We start from the raw sequence: 17,159 nt of genomic DNA on the forward strand, positions 1-17,159 counted from the left end.
GAGATCACGTTGTCTTTCAAAGCTACTTGGGAACTACGCGCGGATTTCGCTGTCGCGCTGTCAAAAATGTACGGCGAAGAAGTACCGGCATATCACACATTGGTGGAAGTATCTGAGCAGGTCAACCATGATTTCTTGGCCAAACAAGGGGCCAACGCCGAGCGTCTCGGATCCATCCGTCGCGTAACTGCCGAACGCCACGGCGCAATTCGAGTTGGCACTCCGGAAGAGCTACACCAGGTGGCAAAGATCTTCCGGGCTTTCGGAATGTTTCCAGTCGGGTTCTACGATCTTCGCGATGCTTCTCAATCTTCCGTTCCGGTCGTATCCACTGCGTTTCGGCCCATCGATGACTCCGAATTGGCCAAGAACCCGTTCCGTGTTTTTACCTCCATGCTCGCTGTCGATGACCCGCGATTCTTCAATCTGGACGTGCAAGATCGCCTGCGTGGCTTCCTTAATAAGCGTCAACTGTTCACCCCAGAGCTCTTGGACCTCGCCCAACAAGCGATCGATAACGAGGGGCTGGAGGAAGAAGCTGCACAAGAGTTCATCGACCTCGCTTGTGCTGCCTTCAAACTTTCCGACGACCCTGTCGACGAAGCTTGGTATCGGGAGCTCGAAGGAATTTCTGCCGTAGCAGCGGACATTGGGGGTGTCAGCTCTACGCACATCAACCACCTCACCCCTCGAGTGCTCGACATTGATGCCCTCTATCAGCGCATGTCCGACCTGGGGATCACCATGATTGATGAAATCCAAGGGCCACCGAATTGGGACGGACCTGATATTCTGCTTCGTCAAACCTCATTCCGTGCTCTCGACGAACAACGCCAATTCCGATTCGCCGACGGCACCGTGGGGCCGGGAAGTTTGCGAGTGCGCTTTGGTGAAGTCGAACAGCGTGGAATCGCACTTACGCCAAAGGGCCGTGGGCTCTACGACAGTATGCTTGCCGAAGTAGATGATCGCATGCAAAACGACCCCGGTCGCACCCGAGTCGAGATCGCCCGCGAAGTGTGGCAAGAATACCTCCCGACAACGGAGGCAGAACTATGTCGTCGCGGGCTGGGCTACTTCACGTTTTATCCTGCCGAGGGTGCCAAGAGTTCGCATAACGGAGTAGCAAAGCTCTCCGACCTTATTGAATCCAAGGTAGTGATAGCAGAGCCCATCGTTTATGAAGATTTCCTTCCCCGATCAGCTGCCGGGATTTTCCAATCCAACCTGACCGGCGCGGGCTCTCGGGACAATGAACAAACAGGAACCGCCTATGACATCGAATCCTTTGAGGAGATCATCGGCGAACGAGTCCATGACCCTTTTGATCTCTACCGATCACAGAGTATCCGCAGCCTTGAGCAGTTGGAAACTCAACTTTCGCTCACTATCGAAAACGACATCTTCTAGTAAAGGAGCCTTCCCATGACCGCAAATCACAAAGACCAAGTACTTGCCGCGCTACGAGCTTGTGGTGTTCGCGAGGAGGAACTCGGGGGCGATCTCACCTCTCGTACCCCACTCACCGGTGACAGCCTACTGAGTGTTCCGCGAGCTTCTCGCGAAGATGTTGCTGAAGCAATCGAAGCCGCAGACTCCGCGTTCAAGCAATGGCGCGACGTACCTGCTCCAGTTCGTGGCAACGTCGTTAAGCGCTGGGGTGAACTGCTCACAGAGCACAAGCGCGACCTCGCCATTCTGGTGCAAGCTGAAGCTGGAAAGTCGATGTCTGAAGCCGAGGGCGAAGTCCAAGAGATGATCGACATCTGTGACTTCGCAGTCGGGCAATCCCGCATGCTTTACGGTAAGACGATGCCGTCGGAACGCCCCGGACACCGACTAATGGAGACGTGGCACCCTATTGGTGTCGTTGGTGTAATTTCCGCGTTTAACTTCCCTGTTGCTGTGTATTCTTGGAACACCGCCATCGCATTAGTTTGTGGCAATACCGTGGTGTGGAAGCCTTCTGAAATGTGCGTCCTCAGTGCTTTGGGCGCACATTCCCTCCTGGCACGGGCAGTATCCGACTGCGACGCACCAGCGGACATTCACCGCCTCGTCCTTGCAGATCGCACCGCAGGCGAAGCAATTGTCGACGATCCACGCGTCGCGCTCGTCTCCGCGACCGGCTCCACTCGTATGGGTAAAGAAATTGCGCCCCGGGTAGCACAACGCTTCGGCCGATACTTGCTGGAACTCGGTGGTAACAACGCTGCAATTGTCACGCCAAGCGCCGATCTCGATCTCGCCCTGCGTGGCATTGTCTTCGCAGCCGCCGGCACCGCTGGGCAACGGTGCACCACGTTGCGACGCCTGCTGGTGCACAACAGCATCGCTGACAGTTTGGTCCCCCGTATTGCAGATGCCTATGGCACGCTCACCATTGGTGATCCACGCGATGAATCCGTGCTGGTCGGCCCGCTGGTCAACGAAACATCCTTCAACGCCATGCAGCAAGCGCTTCAAGATGCAGAGGCACAGGGAGGTGAAATCCTCTGCGGAGGCAAGCGCGTGCTTGCCGACGAGTTCCCGAACGCGTTCTATGTGCAACCAGCAATCGTGAAAATGCCAGCCCAAACCGAGGTTGTCCAGGCAGAAACGTTCGCACCGATCCTTTACGTCATGACGTACGAGAACTTTGACGAAGCCATTGAGATGCACAACGCCGTCCCACAAGGACTGTCGTCAGCTATTTTCACGCAGGATCAGAGCGAGGCAGAGCGCTTCTTGGCGTCCAGTGGTTCGGACTGTGGCATCGCCAATGTCAACATCGGCACCTCCGGCGCCGAGATCGGTGGCGCTTTTGGTGGCGAGAAGGAAACCGGTGGTGGGCGCGAATCTGGCTCGGATGCGTGGAAGGCCTACATGCGTCGTGCAACCAACACCATTAACTACTCGGGCGAGCTCCCACTTGCTCAGGGCGTTAAGTTTCTATAGGAGGACCAAAGATGTCTGATTTGTTTTCGCTGATGGATGAATGGGGTCCGGAGAAAATCGTCGCAGTCAGTGACCCCAAAACGAAAATGCGGGGAGTCTTGGTCATCGACAACACCGCCCGAGGCATGGGCAAAGGTGGCACCCGAATGCAGCCAAGTGTGTCTGTGGAGGAAGTCGCCCGGCTCGCTCGGGTAATGACGTGGAAGTGGGCCGGCGTTGACCTGTTCTTCGGTGGCGCCAAAGCTGGTATTCAGGCCGATCCGAACTCCCCGTACAAGGAAGAAATTCTCCGATCTTTTGTCCGGAAGCTTCACAACGAAGTGCCCGCAGAATATGTATTTGGGCTGGACATGGGCCTCACCGAGAATGACGCTGCCATCATCAATGACGAGTTGGGGCGAGGTGCTGCCGTCGGCACTCCTTACGAGCTCGGTGGTGTCCCCTACGACAAACTAGGTGTCACAGGTTTTGGTGTGGCTGAAGTAGTTGATGAGATTGCCGCGCATCAAGACCTCCAAGGCGCTCGTGTTGCGATCCAAGGGTTTGGGGCAGTTGGGCATGCTGCTGCAGCTCGCCTGCATGAACTCGGGTACCGCGTTGTTGCCATTTCAACTGCCCGGGGTGCGCTTGCAGACCAGAATGGCCTAGACATCCCAGCGCTTCTCGCAGCTCGGGAGCAACGTGGCGACGACCTAGTGCTTGACTACCCGGATCTAAGCATCTCTCCAGGCGCAGAACTACGCGAGGATGCTGAAATCCTTGTCCCTGCTGCGCTTCAAGATGTTATTGATTCATCGCTCGCACAAGAACTCTCGGCAAAGCTCGTGGTCGAAGGAGCAAATCTGCCGACTAGCCCCGAAGCGCAGCGAGTGCTGAAAGATCGGGGCATTGAACTCGTCCCAGACTTCATCGCAAACGCCGGCGGTGTAATTAGCGCAGCCTACGCCATGGAGGCGCGGACTTCTCCATTCCGTCCCTCGGAAGATGTCATCATGGACACGGTGTCAACCAAGTTGCGGGCAAACGCCACAGAGGTCATGAGCAACAACCGCGTCACGACGGAAACTAGTCACGAAACTGCTCGTAATATGGCCCAAGATCGAGTAGCTGCAGCAATGAAGCTGCGTGGTAAGCCGCTGCCATAGTCCTCTGCATTAGATAAGCCCGCTGGAGTTCAATTAGATCTCCAACGGGCTCTTCTTTTATCTATCGTTGCTTCTTCAGCGCTTCAGCTAGAACCTCGGCGAGATGTCGCGGTTTCACCCCCGTGCCTTGTTCAATGTGGGTGCGGCAGGAAAAACCATCCGCCATGACCAGACCATCATGTGCGCGGACTCGCGGGAATACTTCACGTTCTCCGAGTTCAAAGGACATTTTCGCGTGTCCTGCCTCGTATCCCCAGTTGCCTGCTAGGCCACAGCATCCCGTGCTGATGGTTTCCTCATCGATCCCCAGAGCAGCAAGAATCTCCACGTTGCCTGTCCGATCTCCTAAGGATCGCTCGTGACAATGCACCTGGGTGAGCGCTGCGAGTTCTGAAGGAGCGAAGGTAATTTGTTGTTTCCGTAGCTCGTCAGCCGCAAACGTTGCCCAGGACTGAGTTTGCTCGGCTAGCCTCTTGATCCACGGGTCGTCGCAAAGCTCAGTGGCCTCATGTTGGAGCATTGCAGTACATGATGGTTCGATTGCCACCACTGGAAGCCCAAGCTCAAGGTACGGGCGCATCACCTCGGCAGTCCTCCTGAGCACGCGCTCGGCCATACCAAGCTGGCCTGTGGAGTGGAAGGTCAGGCCACAGCATACGAAACCTTGCGGAACGATGACTTGATAACCCAGCGCTTCCAGCAGATCGACTGTCGCTTGTCCTGCCGACGTGTCCAAGTGATTATTGAACGTGTCAGGCCACAGCACTACCTTTTTTGTGGACTTGTGCCCTGCCCGGCTCTTTGCCCACTTTTGCAGGCTCATCGGAGCGAGGTGGATGAGCGGTCGCGACGTATCCACGCCGCCAAGCTTTGCGACGACATAACGCAGTCCCGGCATATGCATCATCATGTCGGCAAGCCTGGCTGCCTTAGGGATTGTGTGTAGCAACCTTGCGCTGACCGGCAACCACCCCATGAGGTAATGGGACATAGGCCGGAGTCGGTTGGCATAGAACTGGTTAAGAAACTCCGCCTTATAAGTGGCCATGTCAACGTTTACCGGGCATTCTGAAGCGCATGCTTTGCAGGAGAGGCACAGATCCAGGGCTTCTTTTACTTCTTCTGACCGATAGCCTTCCTGGATGGATTCGCCTCGGAACATCTCCGAGAGGATTCGGGCACGTCCGCGTGTTGAGTGGACTTCGTCATGGGTGATCTGGAAGGAAGGGCACATTGCGTTGTCCATGGATCGACATGCTCCAACACCGACACACCGGTTCACTGCATTGACGAAGCTACCTTCGTCTTTGGAAAAGGCATGCTTGGGTGTCAATTCGAACGTGCGTTGACCCGGCCCCGGCCGTACACCAGCATCGATGGGCTCTGGTTGCACTAGCACCCCAGGGTTAAAGACATGATCGGGATCAAAAATGTGCTTGAACTGCTCAAATAGAGCCAGCATTTCAGGGCTGTACATATGTCCCAACAGCTCACTTCGGGCGCGTCCGTCCCCGTGCTCACCAGACAATGAACCGCCGTAATGCGCAACTAGTTGGGCTGCTTGGGTCATGAAGGAACGGAAAACCTCCAGGCCACTGTCTGTACCCAAGTCAAAAGAAATTCTTACGTGAACGCACCCCTCCCCAAAATGCCCGAAGGGGATTCCTCGGAGATCATGCTGCTCCATGAGTGCATAGAGGTCTTGGAGATAGTCGGCCAGGTTTTCGGGTGGGACTGCAGAGTCCTCCCAACTTGGCCATGCTTCTCCCCCGTCCGGGAGACGAGTAACAATTCCAGCCGACGCTTCTCTGATGTGCCATAAGTTGCGCATGTCCGTCGGATCCGTCACGACTATCGCATCCACAGTTGGGACTAGGGTGGCCAGTTCCTGAGCCTTGGCTTCTGCCTCCTCGATTGTCGTTCCCCCTACCTCACAGTAAAGCCATCCACCAGCGGGCTTCCCCAATCTGATTCCGGGGAGATCTGCGCCCGCATCTTGCTGGCCGTTTTTTGCCCGCAACGCATCAAGCAAATCACCACCCATTCCTTCGATTGTGGAGACTCCATCAACGCGTAAGCGCGGTGCTGCTCGGGCAGCATCAAAGACAGTGTCAAACCCCAAGACTGCCAAAGCTTTTGCTTTGGGAACCTCGACCAATCGCACTGTAAGCGAGGTGATAATCCCGCAGGTGCCTTCGGTACCTGCGAAAGCTTTTGCAACGTCGAAACCATGCTCCGGCAGGAGGTAGTGCAGGCCATAACCAGAGACTTGGCGAGGAAACCGCCCCAGCTCCTGTCGAATCAGATCGCCATGGTTATTCACAAGTTCTTTCAGACTTTCATCTATGCCAGAGTCATCGACCCCACCGCGCCTGATGGTCACTTCGCGCCCGTCAAAAAGCATGACTGTGGCCTGGACAATATTGTCGGCAGCGGTACCCCAAGCAACAGAGTGGGAGCCGCAGGCGTTGTTAGCCACCATGCCACCGACTGTGCATCGACTGTGTGTCGATGGGTCTGGACCGTAAGTGAGTCCATATTCAGCCGCTGCCTCGCGGAGTTGATCGCACACGACGCCAGGCTCAACCACCGCAGTCTTCGTCACCGGGTCGATGCTTAGGATTTTGTTGAAGTACCGGGAAGTATCGACAATGAGGCCTTGGCCTATCGCGTTGCCTGCCACCGAGGTTCCTCCACCGCGCCCAACAATTGGCCACCGATTTTCGCGCGCAATGTCCAGCGCATCCCTGATATCAGCTTTAGTTTTCGGCTCGATGATCGCAGCCGGTACTCGTCGAAAAATTGAGGCGTCTGACACGTAAGCCGCACGTGTAGTCATATCGGTACGCATGTTCGTTCGAGAGACCTTTGCAAAGTAGCTTGGATCACGAGTTATTGCGGACATTAGCTCTGCCTTTCCCTGCTGACTGGTTGGGTAACATGTTACATGTTTCAGGCGACAAGAATGTTAGAATTGGAGCGATGAAGAACCATATTTCTCGAGCGGACTCGCTCACCAACCAGGTCATGACCCACGTGCGCGCGGCGGTTGCAGACGGTTCGATGTCCTCCGGCGAGTGGTACAGCGTCTACCAACTTTCGCAGGAATTAGGGGTTTCCCGTTCACCGGTGCGCGACGCCCTACTTCGACTTGAAGAAGCCGGATTAATCACATTCGCCAGGAACCGGGGCTTTCAAATCCGGGAAACGACCGCAGCAGACGTTGCAGAAATCTTCGCCATTCGCCTAGCTCTCGAGCCGGCCGCGGCTAGACGCGCAGCTGAGTTACGCACTGAAGCACACGTGAATACCCTCCAAACACTTCTCGACGACATGTCGATGCAAGCGTCCAACAAAAACGCTGAAGCTTTTTTCAATCTCGATCAGGCCTTTCACGGCGAAATTCTCAGCGCCGGAAGTAGCTTACGCAGCCGAGAAATCATTGATCGACTCCGCATCAGCACTCGCCTAATCGGTGTCTCTACCGCCGGAACGTCCCGCACCCTGGAAGATATCCACCGCGAACACGAACCCATTTTCCTAGCCATCGAAGCCCAATATAAGGAGGGGGCAGCTGAGGCAATGCGTGCGCACCTGCAGACCACCGGAAAGCTCTTGCTCCAGCAAGCGAGCCCCGAGATGGATGCTCAGCAAGTTTCCTCGTTCTGGGCCCAGTACACTGACTAGACCCCACATCCGAGAATGGTGACGACATCACGGCCCGTTCAGTGTTGGCAGTGCACATAGCTTCAGTTACGTGCTCGACGATTGTTTTTCCGCCGATCTTCTACTTTTGGCGTTTTCTGTCAGCTCGCACTTACTTATGGAACTCCGACAAACAGAACCCCTATTTGATCACTGCTTCGCCGCTCTAGTCTTGCCAAAGCTTTCGACGACAACCCCTCGAAGAACATCGCCACTCCGTAGCCATGAGAGACGAGTACCAATCAATCCTCAATTTCGTAAAGCACCCGGATAGCAGTAGATGTCCTTCGCTCCCCAACTAAGAACATGGCCATCGTTGATTCACTCGACTACCCGCGTGTTTTGTTCCCGCTTCTACCGTGCCCGCACTTGCGACTAGGAGCTTCACCCATTCTTGAGACGGCCAAGCACAGGTGCCCTGCCCACACTTACGACGAGGGGCTTCACAGGCGCTAAGTCGTACTTCCGCGGTAGTACTCCTACCCAGATCGGCCAAAAATCGTCGAAAATCGGGCGGCTACGTAGGAGTACTACCGCGAAGGTACTGAATAGCAGGTTTGCAGCACCAGGCAACACCAAGCAGCGCCGGCACCACAACAACACCAGGCAGCGCTGGGCACCACACCAGCCCAAACACCAGGCAGCACGCCAGCCCAGGCAGTGCCAGCACCACACCAGCCCAAGCCCCAGGCAGCACCAAGCCACCCCCTTATCCGGTGCCCGGAACCACTATTCACTCAACAATCAAGCACAGATACCGTGTGAAAGATATTCTGAATTAGATTCCCGTAGCTATACTCCCTTTGGAGCCCTCGATGAACCGAACTCTCTCCCTCATTGTTGCCACGTTGTCTGCGCTTGCGCTCGCAGGTTGCTCGGGTGGTTTCGCCGGAGACAAATCTGGCGAAGCTCCATCATCTGCTGTCAGCTCTGCAGTAAGTGGCGCCACCAGCGCTAATAGCGAAACGTCGGGCACCACTGCGCCGAACAATAAGAATGCTGAACTCGCTGATGCATATGCCAAGGTGTTGGACAATCCTGGAGCGTTTGATTTCATTAAGCCCAACTACTTCACGCCAGCTGGTACATACTCCTACTTCATCACTGAGGTCACGGGGGATGACTCCCCTGAGCTGCTTCTCCGCGCGGATGTGAAAGATTACTACGCCCCGGTAACGGTGTTCAGTAAGCCTAATGGAGGCGAACTGTTCAACACCCGAGAAGTTTTGCTCACCGGTGCAGGCTCTGCGGGCGGCGGACGAGCCGATGTCTTTGCTGCTCAATCCGGTATTGGGCTCTATCAGGCTGACTATCAATCAATTGACACCGAGATTCCGCTTCAAAAATATGTGATTCGTGATCGCAAGATAGTGCCGGAGGGTGGCAAAGCCCTCGTTAGAATTTCCTCGGTAACCAGCGGAGATCGCAAGAAGATCGATTGGACCCCAGTCTCCGACCGTGCCCCTCTTGAGCAACTACGCAATGGATCCGGCCAGAAAGCTGCAGCAGCTCCCGGGCCACAAACCGCGGTAATTAAGAACTGTGGCAAGAGTGGTGAGAATGCGGTGTTTACCGCTACCTCGGCTACGTCCTGCGGTTTTGCTAATGCGGTTGCAACTGCGGTGCGCGCCAAAGGAAACGCTGGTCAGCAGTTTTCTATCGATGCTGCCAGCCCAGTTACTGGCCAGCAGTACTCCCTGAATTGCTCGGTGAATGGAAATGAGACAGTGTGCGAGGGCGGCAACAATGCGAAGGTTGTCGTCCGCCCGGCCGGGCCTGGGGATGATGTCGCCAGTGCTTACGCGCACACCTACGAAGGGGTCGTCGTGGTGAAGAGCGCAATCGAAGTCTCCCCCAATGGTCAAACTCCGAATGGTGAAGGCCCAGAAAACGAATACATTGTGCTCGAGCTCAGCTCTCCACAAGATGTGAGCGGGCCTAGGGCCAACATTCCAAGTATCACCAGGAGTGTCAGCCAGATTGGCTTGGGGGCAAAGGAGATCTCTGAATACGGTGCTCGGGACGAAACCGGGCCGTGGCGTCCTTACGTGGGCAAGCGCATCAAGCTGCACATCAACAACGACTTCTACTTCCAGTCGGATGCCAGCCTTCCGATGGGAATGCCACGCGTATCCAACAAGAACGCGGATTATTCGGTTGAGGTCGTCGAGTAGCTCCTTACCTCGCTTTTCGACGGGCGCCGCTACTACACCAGCGTGATTCGGCCATCTTCTACGATGAGCGCCTGCCCGTCGCGAAGCAGTTGCAGCGGGTGGGTCTCACCGTATTTGGCCACGATTTCGGCGATGGTGGTGACTGGGTAGGACGGGATCGTGCCGGAGGCGTGCGGCACCACGCTGATGTCCACAAAGCCGAAGCCGGTGTAATCATGCAGGTCGGGAGCAATGCCGGGGTTGTCCATCGGTGAGATGTATTCGATGTTGGGGCTTGCGATCACCGACCCAGCACTCGTCCCAATGTAGGTAAGCCCAGCCTCGACCTTGGACTTTAAGAGGTCGAATGTCCCGGTGGTACGCAGGACGTTGAGGAGGTCGAAGGTTTCGCCACCTGCGGCGTAGACGGCGTCGACACTATCAAGGATGCTGGCGGCTTGGTCGGCGGGAGTGGTCGATAGGGGCAGGTCAACCAGCTCAAAGCCCTGGCTGGCCAGAGTGTTTCGCTCGGTCAGGACCCAGGAGGCATCGCCGTAGCTGCGGGCAGCATCACCGATGTATGCCAGTTTTCCGCTCACGAATTCGGGAAGGCGATCATGCATGAAAGATGTAAGAATCAGCTTCATTTCACCCAATTTACCTGGGGGCTTCGCCGACAGCCGGGCGTCGAGAAGCAGCGGTGGCCTAGACTTTCACCTTGTGCTTACTTCGACGGTTCTAATTTATGTGTTCATCGCGGTGCTGATCTTGTTCGGCTCGATCACCCAGGGAACGATCGGATTCGGGTTAGGCACGATTGCGACGCCGTTCATTGCGATGCTCAAACCAGAGCTGGTGCCCACACTCATCCTGATTCTGGCGCTATTCATCGCCAGCTACACGCTGTCGAAGAACTACCGGGAAACCTCGTGGCGCATCGTGGCGATTTCCTGCCTCGCCAGAATCCCTGGTTCGCTCGTCGGAGCCTGGGCGCTCACGCTGCTTTCCCACGATGGGCTATCAATTATGATTGGTGTCGCAGTGCTGCTTGCTATGTCGCTGTCTGGCCTGGGGTGGAGCCCACAGCCAAGCACCCAAAACACCGTGGTGGCAGGCGTAGCCTCCGGCTTTCTGGGCACCACCACCTCCATCGGCGGACCACCAATGGCCCTTGTACTGAAAAGGTTCAACCCAGCGCAGGTACGCGGCACGCTATCCGCCACCTTTGTGCTTGGCTGCATCATTTCGCTGAGCATCCTCACCTGGAACCACCAAGCGACCCTGCACCAAGTGAGCGTCGCCGCGGCCTACCTGCCGCTAGTCGCGCTCGGCCTTTACATCGCCAACCGCCTCAACAAACGTATCGACGCCGTGATGCTCAACCGCATCGTCATTGTCGTGGCTGTTTCGGCCGCCCTGGTGCTGATTGTGCAATCCGGCGCGGCGCTGATGATGGCGCGGTGATTTTTGCTGGGGTGTTTGGGGTGGGGCGCTTGGGGCGAGATGACGTCTCTCGAAATGGGCTTTTAGCCCGGAGAGCGCCCTAACGACGACCAACTGGCCGAATGCTTGGCGGCCACAGCAAACGTCTTAGAACAAACACACTTGGGACTCGCATAACTGGGTGAATCGTTTGGAGTGATGAGCTGGTTTTTGTCCGGAGCGTGCGGCTTTCGCTCGCCCGGCCAGTCCAAAATGTACATGCTCCGTCGTCTGCGGCACCTGCTAAATAGGTCGCCCGGGTATTAACCTCCCCACGGTTTCGCCGCCAGGCATCGGGACGCACGTGTGCATCACCGTATCCGGGTACACATGGACGAAGTTAAGACCTTGAAACTCATCTCGCCCCCGAGTGCCGTGCATAGGCGTGAAAAGATCCTGTGTGTAGCAGGAACTCGTAGCCACTGACACCGGGATTCCGGCGAAAGTTGCGAAGGTGGAGTAATGGAGGTGACCAGCAAGAATCGCCCGAACATCCGTGCCAGCTAAGAGCTCCGAAAGCTCGTGCTGGCCCCTGAGTTCCACGGAGATTGCTGCTTCTTGGATGCACGGAACCGGCGGATGGTGCATTACTAGCAGTGTGCCTTCCGGGGCAGGTTCACGAAGTACTTCGGCCAGCCACGTAAGTTGTGCGGTGCTGAATTCCCCGTGATGATGGCCAGGAACTGTGCTGTCCGCGACGACTACTCGTAGCCCTCCAAAGTTGTAAACACTGTCGCAGGAAGCTGAATGTGGGTCTGTACGCAGCAGTATGCTGCGAAAATTGCTGCGGTCATCATGGTTACCCATTGCCCAAAGAATCTGCGCTCCGATTCTTTGGGCAACTGGCTCTACGAGTTCACGCAACGCTAGATAAGATTCCGGCGTCCCGAAATCCGTGAGGTCGCCCGAAAAAATCAACGCCTCAGGACGAACCTCCATCGCTTCGACAGCTTCAAGCAATTTGGATAGGTGCTCGCGATATGCAGCTACTCCATGCAGCTTTTCACCTTTTTCAACCGCAAAGTGCGTATCGCTTATGTGGATAAAGAAATGGTCCGGCAATCCTCTTTCGGAGTCGCTGAACGTATACATAAAGTGTCCTTCTAGCTCGACGAAGCTAAATCCTGGTGACGGTGCGCCCCGGGATAAGTTCGCCTGCAATTCGATGAGTAATAATGGGCTGTGCTTTGGGCTTTTCAGTGGCGAGCAGATTTTTAAGCTCGGTGATGGCATGCTGGGCTACTTGCTCTACGGGGATTCGATAAGACGTCAGCCCCATCAAGTCGATGCCGGGCAGTATTCCATCACATCCGGTCACGGAAACGTCCTCCGGAACTTCGAGATTTAGGGCCTGACAGAAGCGGATAACGTCCAGCTGTCGAACATCGGACGGGCACATGACCGCCGTAATGCGATTGTCGAAAAGCTTGCTGCGCAGCTGGTCGTGTCCGTTCCCTTCAACGACATCGATGATGTGAGCGGTGATGCCTCTGTGTGCAAGCTCGGTGATCATCGCCTCGGCTCGGATCCATTCGGGGAATGACGTTTCTTTCGCTGTTCGAATCACTGCGATCCTGCGGTGTCCATTGCCGACTACGAACGCTGCGAGCTGCCGGCCTGCATCTTCTTCGTCGTACGAAACCGCGTGTATTTTCGCCGAAATCTCGGGGCGGCCAGCGCGAATGATCGGAACTTTTTGGTGAAACGGGATGAGCTGCTCGCTTGGCACGCTTCCTGTTGCCACCACGAGACCTGCTACTTGCATACCCAACAGATGGCGAAGGCTATTGAGCTGCCCCTCGTTGCTTCGATCAATACTAATTGTCATCGAGATCAAGTTCATAGCTTGTTCTTGGGCGGACCGCTGCAGCTCTGTAAAGAGTAGACCGTAGGCCGGGTTGGAGGCATCGCGGAGAAGCAGTCCAATTGTGTTGTGCTCCTTCGATGCCAACGAGCTCGCCATTACGTTCGGCACATAACCCAGGTCAGCGGCGACTTTCAAGACTCGCTTTCGGGTGGTGTCCGAGACCTTATTTTGCCCCAGAAATACCCGAGAAACGGATGCCCGCGAAACTCCGGCTCGCTCCGCAACGTCTGACATCGTTACCGGTCTATCCATCCGTTTGGACACCTGCACCTCGCATACATTCAGCCGCATAGGAACTTAACAGCCATGGCCAATCAGTTTGGATCGCGTGAACACCTCGGCCCAGCAGCTCACCCCAGCCTTGGTCAAATCCGTTTTGAAGTGACGTAGCGTCATCAAACCCCGCAAAAAGTGGAGTTTCGGAATCCACGTTCTCCGCATTGACGAATACAAATAATCCTTGCTTTGCAAACGCCTCGATGGTATCACTACGTGCGAATTCATGTTCCGGTGAATCAGCGAGTAACTCAACCCCCATCATGTTAAGACCGGCCTCATCCGTAAGCGCCCACGCTTCCGCTGACGTGCGACAAATCGGCATGAAGGGGTACTTCACGGGATGCTCCGCCAGGCTCTTAATCTGCGGGCTGTCCGCAGGTGCTTTGAGGAGTAGCTGTTGAGTCATATGCAACTGATCCAGCAGTGGCAACAACGTGGTCCACCAAGGCCAACTCCGGTCCAGATTAAATAAAAATTCCGACTTACCGGCAAAGCTTGCAAGCAGCGCACCGAGCTTTTCGACGGCGCCTTCCGCTAATTCTGACCCGTCCGCGTGGTACTTCAAACTTGAAATTTCTGCAGCTGATAAGTTTTGCAAGTTGGTGTGAATGCCGAAGTGCTTGTTCTCGAGTCCGTCATGGAAGGCATAGAATTCCCCATCGCGGGACATGGTGGCATCGATTTCAACCATCCCGGCTCCGCTAAGGAAAGCGGCGCTGACCGCAATACTAGTATTCTCGACCACTGTCCCAGCCGCTACTCCACGATGCGCTACGACGAGAGGCAGTTGTCTACCCAGTGTCGCATTGATTAAGCGGTTTTCTTCCGCGAATTCAGGTCTTCCGAATGTCATGAATGAGCTTTCTGGGTTTTGTGCATGTTGCGAGACCTGGTCGATCGCCCGTAGATCAGATACATCGTCGTCGAGGCAATGATCATCAACAAAACGGTGTAGACGAAAGTGTTTGCTTTAGCCTCGGGGCCGACGTTGTCTGCTGTATTGGCTTGGATTACCAATCCGAGTGGCTGGAACAGCGGATGGGCGAGGAATACCGCGGCATCGTAGTCGTCGAGCAGGCTGTTGAAATTTAATGCAGTGACAGCGGCTGTCGCAGGTAGGACTGCTGGGAAAATTATCCGTCGAAAGGCATAAAACGGGTGCGCTCCCATTAAGGTAGCGGCTTCCAAAAGTGAATTATTAATTCCAGCGAATGCGGACTTGAGCAGTCGCAGTGTAAACGGAATCTTCACGATCACATAGGCACACAACAAAATCGTCGCTGTTCCAGTGAGCACTCGACCGCCGAGCAAGGGCGTGGCGTGGTCGTAGCTCATGATTAAGCCCAGCGCGATCATGGTGGTAGGCAAAATCCACGGGATGTGCAGCAGGTATTCCAACGCCTCGGTGATCCAGTTGTTGTATTTAGTGAAGAAGTGCGCAGCCAGCAGCATTAACGCAGCGACGACAACTGAAGCTAGCAATGCGTAAATGACGCTCACCAAGAATGGCCGGAGAGCCCCGTCCTGGGTGAGTACTCGCACGTAGTTCTCCACAGTGAATTGACTGATATCGAATTTCCCAGTGTTTACCGCCTTGGGTGGCTGGAAGGAAAAAGCAATAATAAGCAAAACCGGCAGGAGATAAAGCAGCGCAAGCAGGTATGCCAAGGCATGGACAATTACATTAGTAACCGGGTTCGAGATTTTCTGCTTCACCAGTGCGGACGACACTTTAGATACGGAAAAGTACAACCCTGTGCGTTCGATCCGGTTGAATATTGCTAGCAGCACAATCGTGATCACGCCGAGGAAAATGGCGAGCAGAGCTGCAAGGTCTCGCGATGAGCCGCTAGTAGAAAAGGTCAAAACGATGGGAGCGATTGTTTGAAATTCCCTACCGCCGAGGATCTGCGGAGCAGATAACGCCCCCAGGCCAGTGAGGAATAGCAAAATCGTGACGGCTAAAAGGACAGGAAGAAGTGTTGGCAGCACCACCCGCCGCAAAATGTAGAAGTCGCCCGCTCCCATGTTCTTTGCTGCTTCCACCGTTTGATAATCCAGCTTGTTTAGTGCAGCGGTGACAAAAAGCATGTGGTTGGTGGTGGTGGCCAGGGTCATCGTGAAAAGCACTGCCCAGAAACCGCCGAACCATTCGGGATCAAGCCCTGGAATAATGGTCTTGAGAAGATCGGTGATTAGGCCGTCGCTTCCATAGACAAATTTGTATCCAGCGGCCAGGACAACGCCACCGTAGATGAATGTGGTGGCATACGCGAGCCACACAAATCGGGAGCCTCGTATTCGATAGAACTTGGTGACGAGGACGATAAAGACGCCGACCACATTGGCGGTTACTGACAAAGCAAATGCCAAGACCACACTGTTTCGCAGTGCTGCCATCGCGCGCTTCGACTTTGTCAGGCGTTCATAGGCGTCAAAACTGAATTTCCCATCGGGAGCAAAAGTCACATGGAGCAAGTTGATGTTGGGCCAGATCAGGAACGTAAAAACCATCCAGAGCGACACCAGAATGAGCAGAAGATGGATCGGGCTTTTTAGGACTGACTTCATGCGACAGAATCCTCACCATACTGCAGCACGTCTTGTGGGGAAAGGTAAATCGTGATGTCATCGGCAGGCTCGATGATCGTCTCCGGACTGAGTATCGCAAGGTCGCAGTCGCCAACGCTCACCAGGAGTTTGGTGAAGGTGCCGTGAAAAGTGGCGCTTTTGACTCGCGCGTCGATTGCAATTGTGCCCTGAGTTGGCTGCAAACGGGGGCGATCAATCCTTATATAGGATTCCTTGGTGTTATCAATCAGGGCTCCTTGCCGATTGAGTTCACGAATAAACTCCGGAGTGAGTTTTGAGGATTCGCCGATGAAGTTGCACACAAACTCGGTTGACGGAACATGATACACCTCTTGTGGCGTACCGATTTGCTCGATTGTCCCCCGATTAAAGACAGCGATCCGATCCGACATACTCAGCGCTTCTTCTTGATCATGAGTGACATACACCGTAGTAATTCCGAAATCTCGCTGCAGTGCTTTTAGTTCGGTTCGAAGCTGCTGGCGAAGTTTCGCATCGAGATTGGATAGCGGCTCATCAAGCAGCAGTATTTTTGGCTGCATCACAAGCGCACGCGCAATGGCCACACGCTGCTGTTGCCCACCTGAAAGCTCGTTCAAGTTTTTTGACAGATGTTGCGGGGTCAGATCTACACTGCGGGCGATGTCTGCCACTCGCTTTTCAATCTCGGTCTTGGGTACCTTCTTCACCTTCAAACCGAAAGCAATGTTTTCCCATACTGACATCGAGGGAAATAGCGCGTAGTTCTGAAAGACCATCCCGATTTCGCGCTTGTCCGGTGGCAGAGTTGTGATGTCTCTACCACCGACAATCAGGGATCCTTGTGAAGGAGAAATAAACCCTGCCAGAGTTCGAAGCGCTGTAGATTTGCCACAACCTGATGGGCCAAGAAGGGTGAAGAATTCTCCTTCTTCAATGTAGAGGTTTAGTCCGGGAATGGCCGTGAAATCGCCAAACTCAACCGTTATGTCTTCGAATCTGATCATTGCTTTCCCTCTG

At 55.0% G+C, this 17,159-nt stretch carries 13 protein-coding genes; 6 read left to right on the forward strand and 7 right to left on the reverse strand.

What is annotated here, in order from left to right; translation table 11 throughout:
• Nucleotides 1–9: 9 nt before the first annotated feature.
• The 3 genes from hglS to CEPID_RS09035 are packed head-to-tail and all read left to right on the forward strand — an operon-like array spanning nt 10 to nt 4,082.
• The gene (hglS, locus tag CEPID_RS09025; RefSeq protein ID WP_083984425.1) at nt 10–1,410 is read left to right on the forward strand and encodes a 2-oxoadipate dioxygenase/decarboxylase; all 1,401 of its coding nucleotides are present in this window, start codon (nt 10–12) and stop codon (nt 1,408–1,410) included.
• A gap of 15 nt (nt 1,411–1,425) precedes the next feature.
• Complete coding sequence (gene amaB / locus CEPID_RS09030) at nt 1,426–2,937, forward strand: L-piperidine-6-carboxylate dehydrogenase (RefSeq protein WP_047240701.1); 1,512 nt, start codon at nt 1,426–1,428, stop codon at nt 2,935–2,937.
• Nucleotides 2,938–2,957: 20 nt separating this feature from the next.
• Nucleotides 2,958–4,082 carry a Glu/Leu/Phe/Val family dehydrogenase gene (locus tag CEPID_RS09035; RefSeq protein ID WP_083984520.1) on the forward strand — a complete coding sequence of 375 codons (1,125 nt, stop codon included), beginning with the start codon at nt 2,958–2,960 and terminating at the stop codon, nt 4,080–4,082.
• A 61-nt stretch (nt 4,083–4,143) separates the two neighbouring features.
• On the opposite strand, the gene CEPID_RS09040 is transcribed toward CEPID_RS09035, so the two are convergent.
• Nucleotides 4,144–6,921, reverse strand: coding sequence for an FAD-binding and (Fe-S)-binding domain-containing protein (locus tag CEPID_RS09040; RefSeq protein WP_144413499.1), 2,778 nt, complete (start codon nt 6,919–6,921; stop codon nt 4,144–4,146).
• A 143-nt stretch (nt 6,922–7,064) separates the two neighbouring features.
• Here CEPID_RS09040 and CEPID_RS09045 point away from each other — a divergent pair, with 143 nt between their 5' ends.
• On the forward strand, nt 7,065–7,769 hold the full coding sequence (locus CEPID_RS09045; RefSeq protein ID WP_047240704.1) for a GntR family transcriptional regulator: 705 nt from the start codon (nt 7,065–7,067) through the stop codon (nt 7,767–7,769).
• Nucleotides 7,770–8,602: 833 nt separating this feature from the next.
• Nucleotides 8,603–9,961 (forward strand): hypothetical protein, encoded by a 1,359-nt coding sequence (locus CEPID_RS12530; RefSeq protein WP_052843476.1) that lies wholly within the window; start codon nt 8,603–8,605, stop codon nt 9,959–9,961.
• Nucleotides 9,962–9,993: 32 nt separating this feature from the next.
• On the opposite strand, the gene CEPID_RS09055 is transcribed toward CEPID_RS12530, so the two are convergent.
• Complete coding sequence (locus CEPID_RS09055; protein ID WP_047240705.1) at nt 9,994–10,587, reverse strand: Type 1 glutamine amidotransferase-like domain-containing protein; 594 nt, start codon at nt 10,585–10,587, stop codon at nt 9,994–9,996.
• A gap of 73 nt (nt 10,588–10,660) precedes the next feature.
• Between CEPID_RS09055 and CEPID_RS09060 the strand changes: the two genes are divergently transcribed.
• A complete protein-coding gene (locus CEPID_RS09060) occupies nt 10,661–11,404 on the forward strand; it encodes a sulfite exporter TauE/SafE family protein (RefSeq protein ID WP_047240706.1) in 744 nt (247 codons plus the stop codon).
• A gap of 261 nt (nt 11,405–11,665) precedes the next feature.
• On the opposite strand, the gene CEPID_RS09065 is transcribed toward CEPID_RS09060, so the two are convergent.
• Genes CEPID_RS09065 through CEPID_RS09085 form a run of 5 tightly spaced genes read right to left on the reverse strand, consistent with a single transcriptional unit; the run spans nt 11,666 to nt 17,146 of the window.
• Nucleotides 11,666–12,514 carry a phosphodiesterase gene (locus CEPID_RS09065; RefSeq protein ID WP_047240707.1) on the reverse strand — a complete coding sequence of 283 codons (849 nt, stop codon included), beginning with the start codon at nt 12,512–12,514 and terminating at the stop codon, nt 11,666–11,668.
• Nucleotides 12,515–12,539: 25 nt separating this feature from the next.
• Nucleotides 12,540–13,541, reverse strand: a complete 1,002-nt coding sequence (locus CEPID_RS09070) for a LacI family DNA-binding transcriptional regulator (RefSeq protein WP_158408038.1) — start codon at nt 13,539–13,541, stop codon at nt 12,540–12,542.
• Nucleotides 13,534–14,421, reverse strand: coding sequence for a glycerophosphodiester phosphodiesterase family protein (locus CEPID_RS09075; protein WP_047240709.1), 888 nt, complete (start codon nt 14,419–14,421; stop codon nt 13,534–13,536). The genes CEPID_RS09070 and CEPID_RS09075 overlap by 8 nt, the downstream gene beginning before the upstream one ends.
• On the reverse strand, nt 14,418–16,139 hold the full coding sequence (locus CEPID_RS09080; protein ID WP_047240710.1) for an ABC transporter permease: 1,722 nt from the start codon (nt 16,137–16,139) through the stop codon (nt 14,418–14,420). The genes CEPID_RS09075 and CEPID_RS09080 overlap by 4 nt, the downstream gene beginning before the upstream one ends.
• The gene (locus tag CEPID_RS09085; protein WP_047240711.1) at nt 16,136–17,146 is read right to left on the reverse strand and encodes an ABC transporter ATP-binding protein; all 1,011 of its coding nucleotides are present in this window, start codon (nt 17,144–17,146) and stop codon (nt 16,136–16,138) included. Before CEPID_RS09085 ends, CEPID_RS09080 begins: the two co-directional genes overlap by 4 nt.
• Between the last annotated feature and the right edge of the window lie 13 nt (nt 17,147–17,159).

The sequence above is a fragment of the Corynebacterium epidermidicanis genome, assembly GCF_001021025.1.
In the GTDB taxonomy this organism is placed as follows: domain Bacteria; phylum Actinomycetota; class Actinomycetes; order Mycobacteriales; family Mycobacteriaceae; genus Corynebacterium; species Corynebacterium epidermidicanis.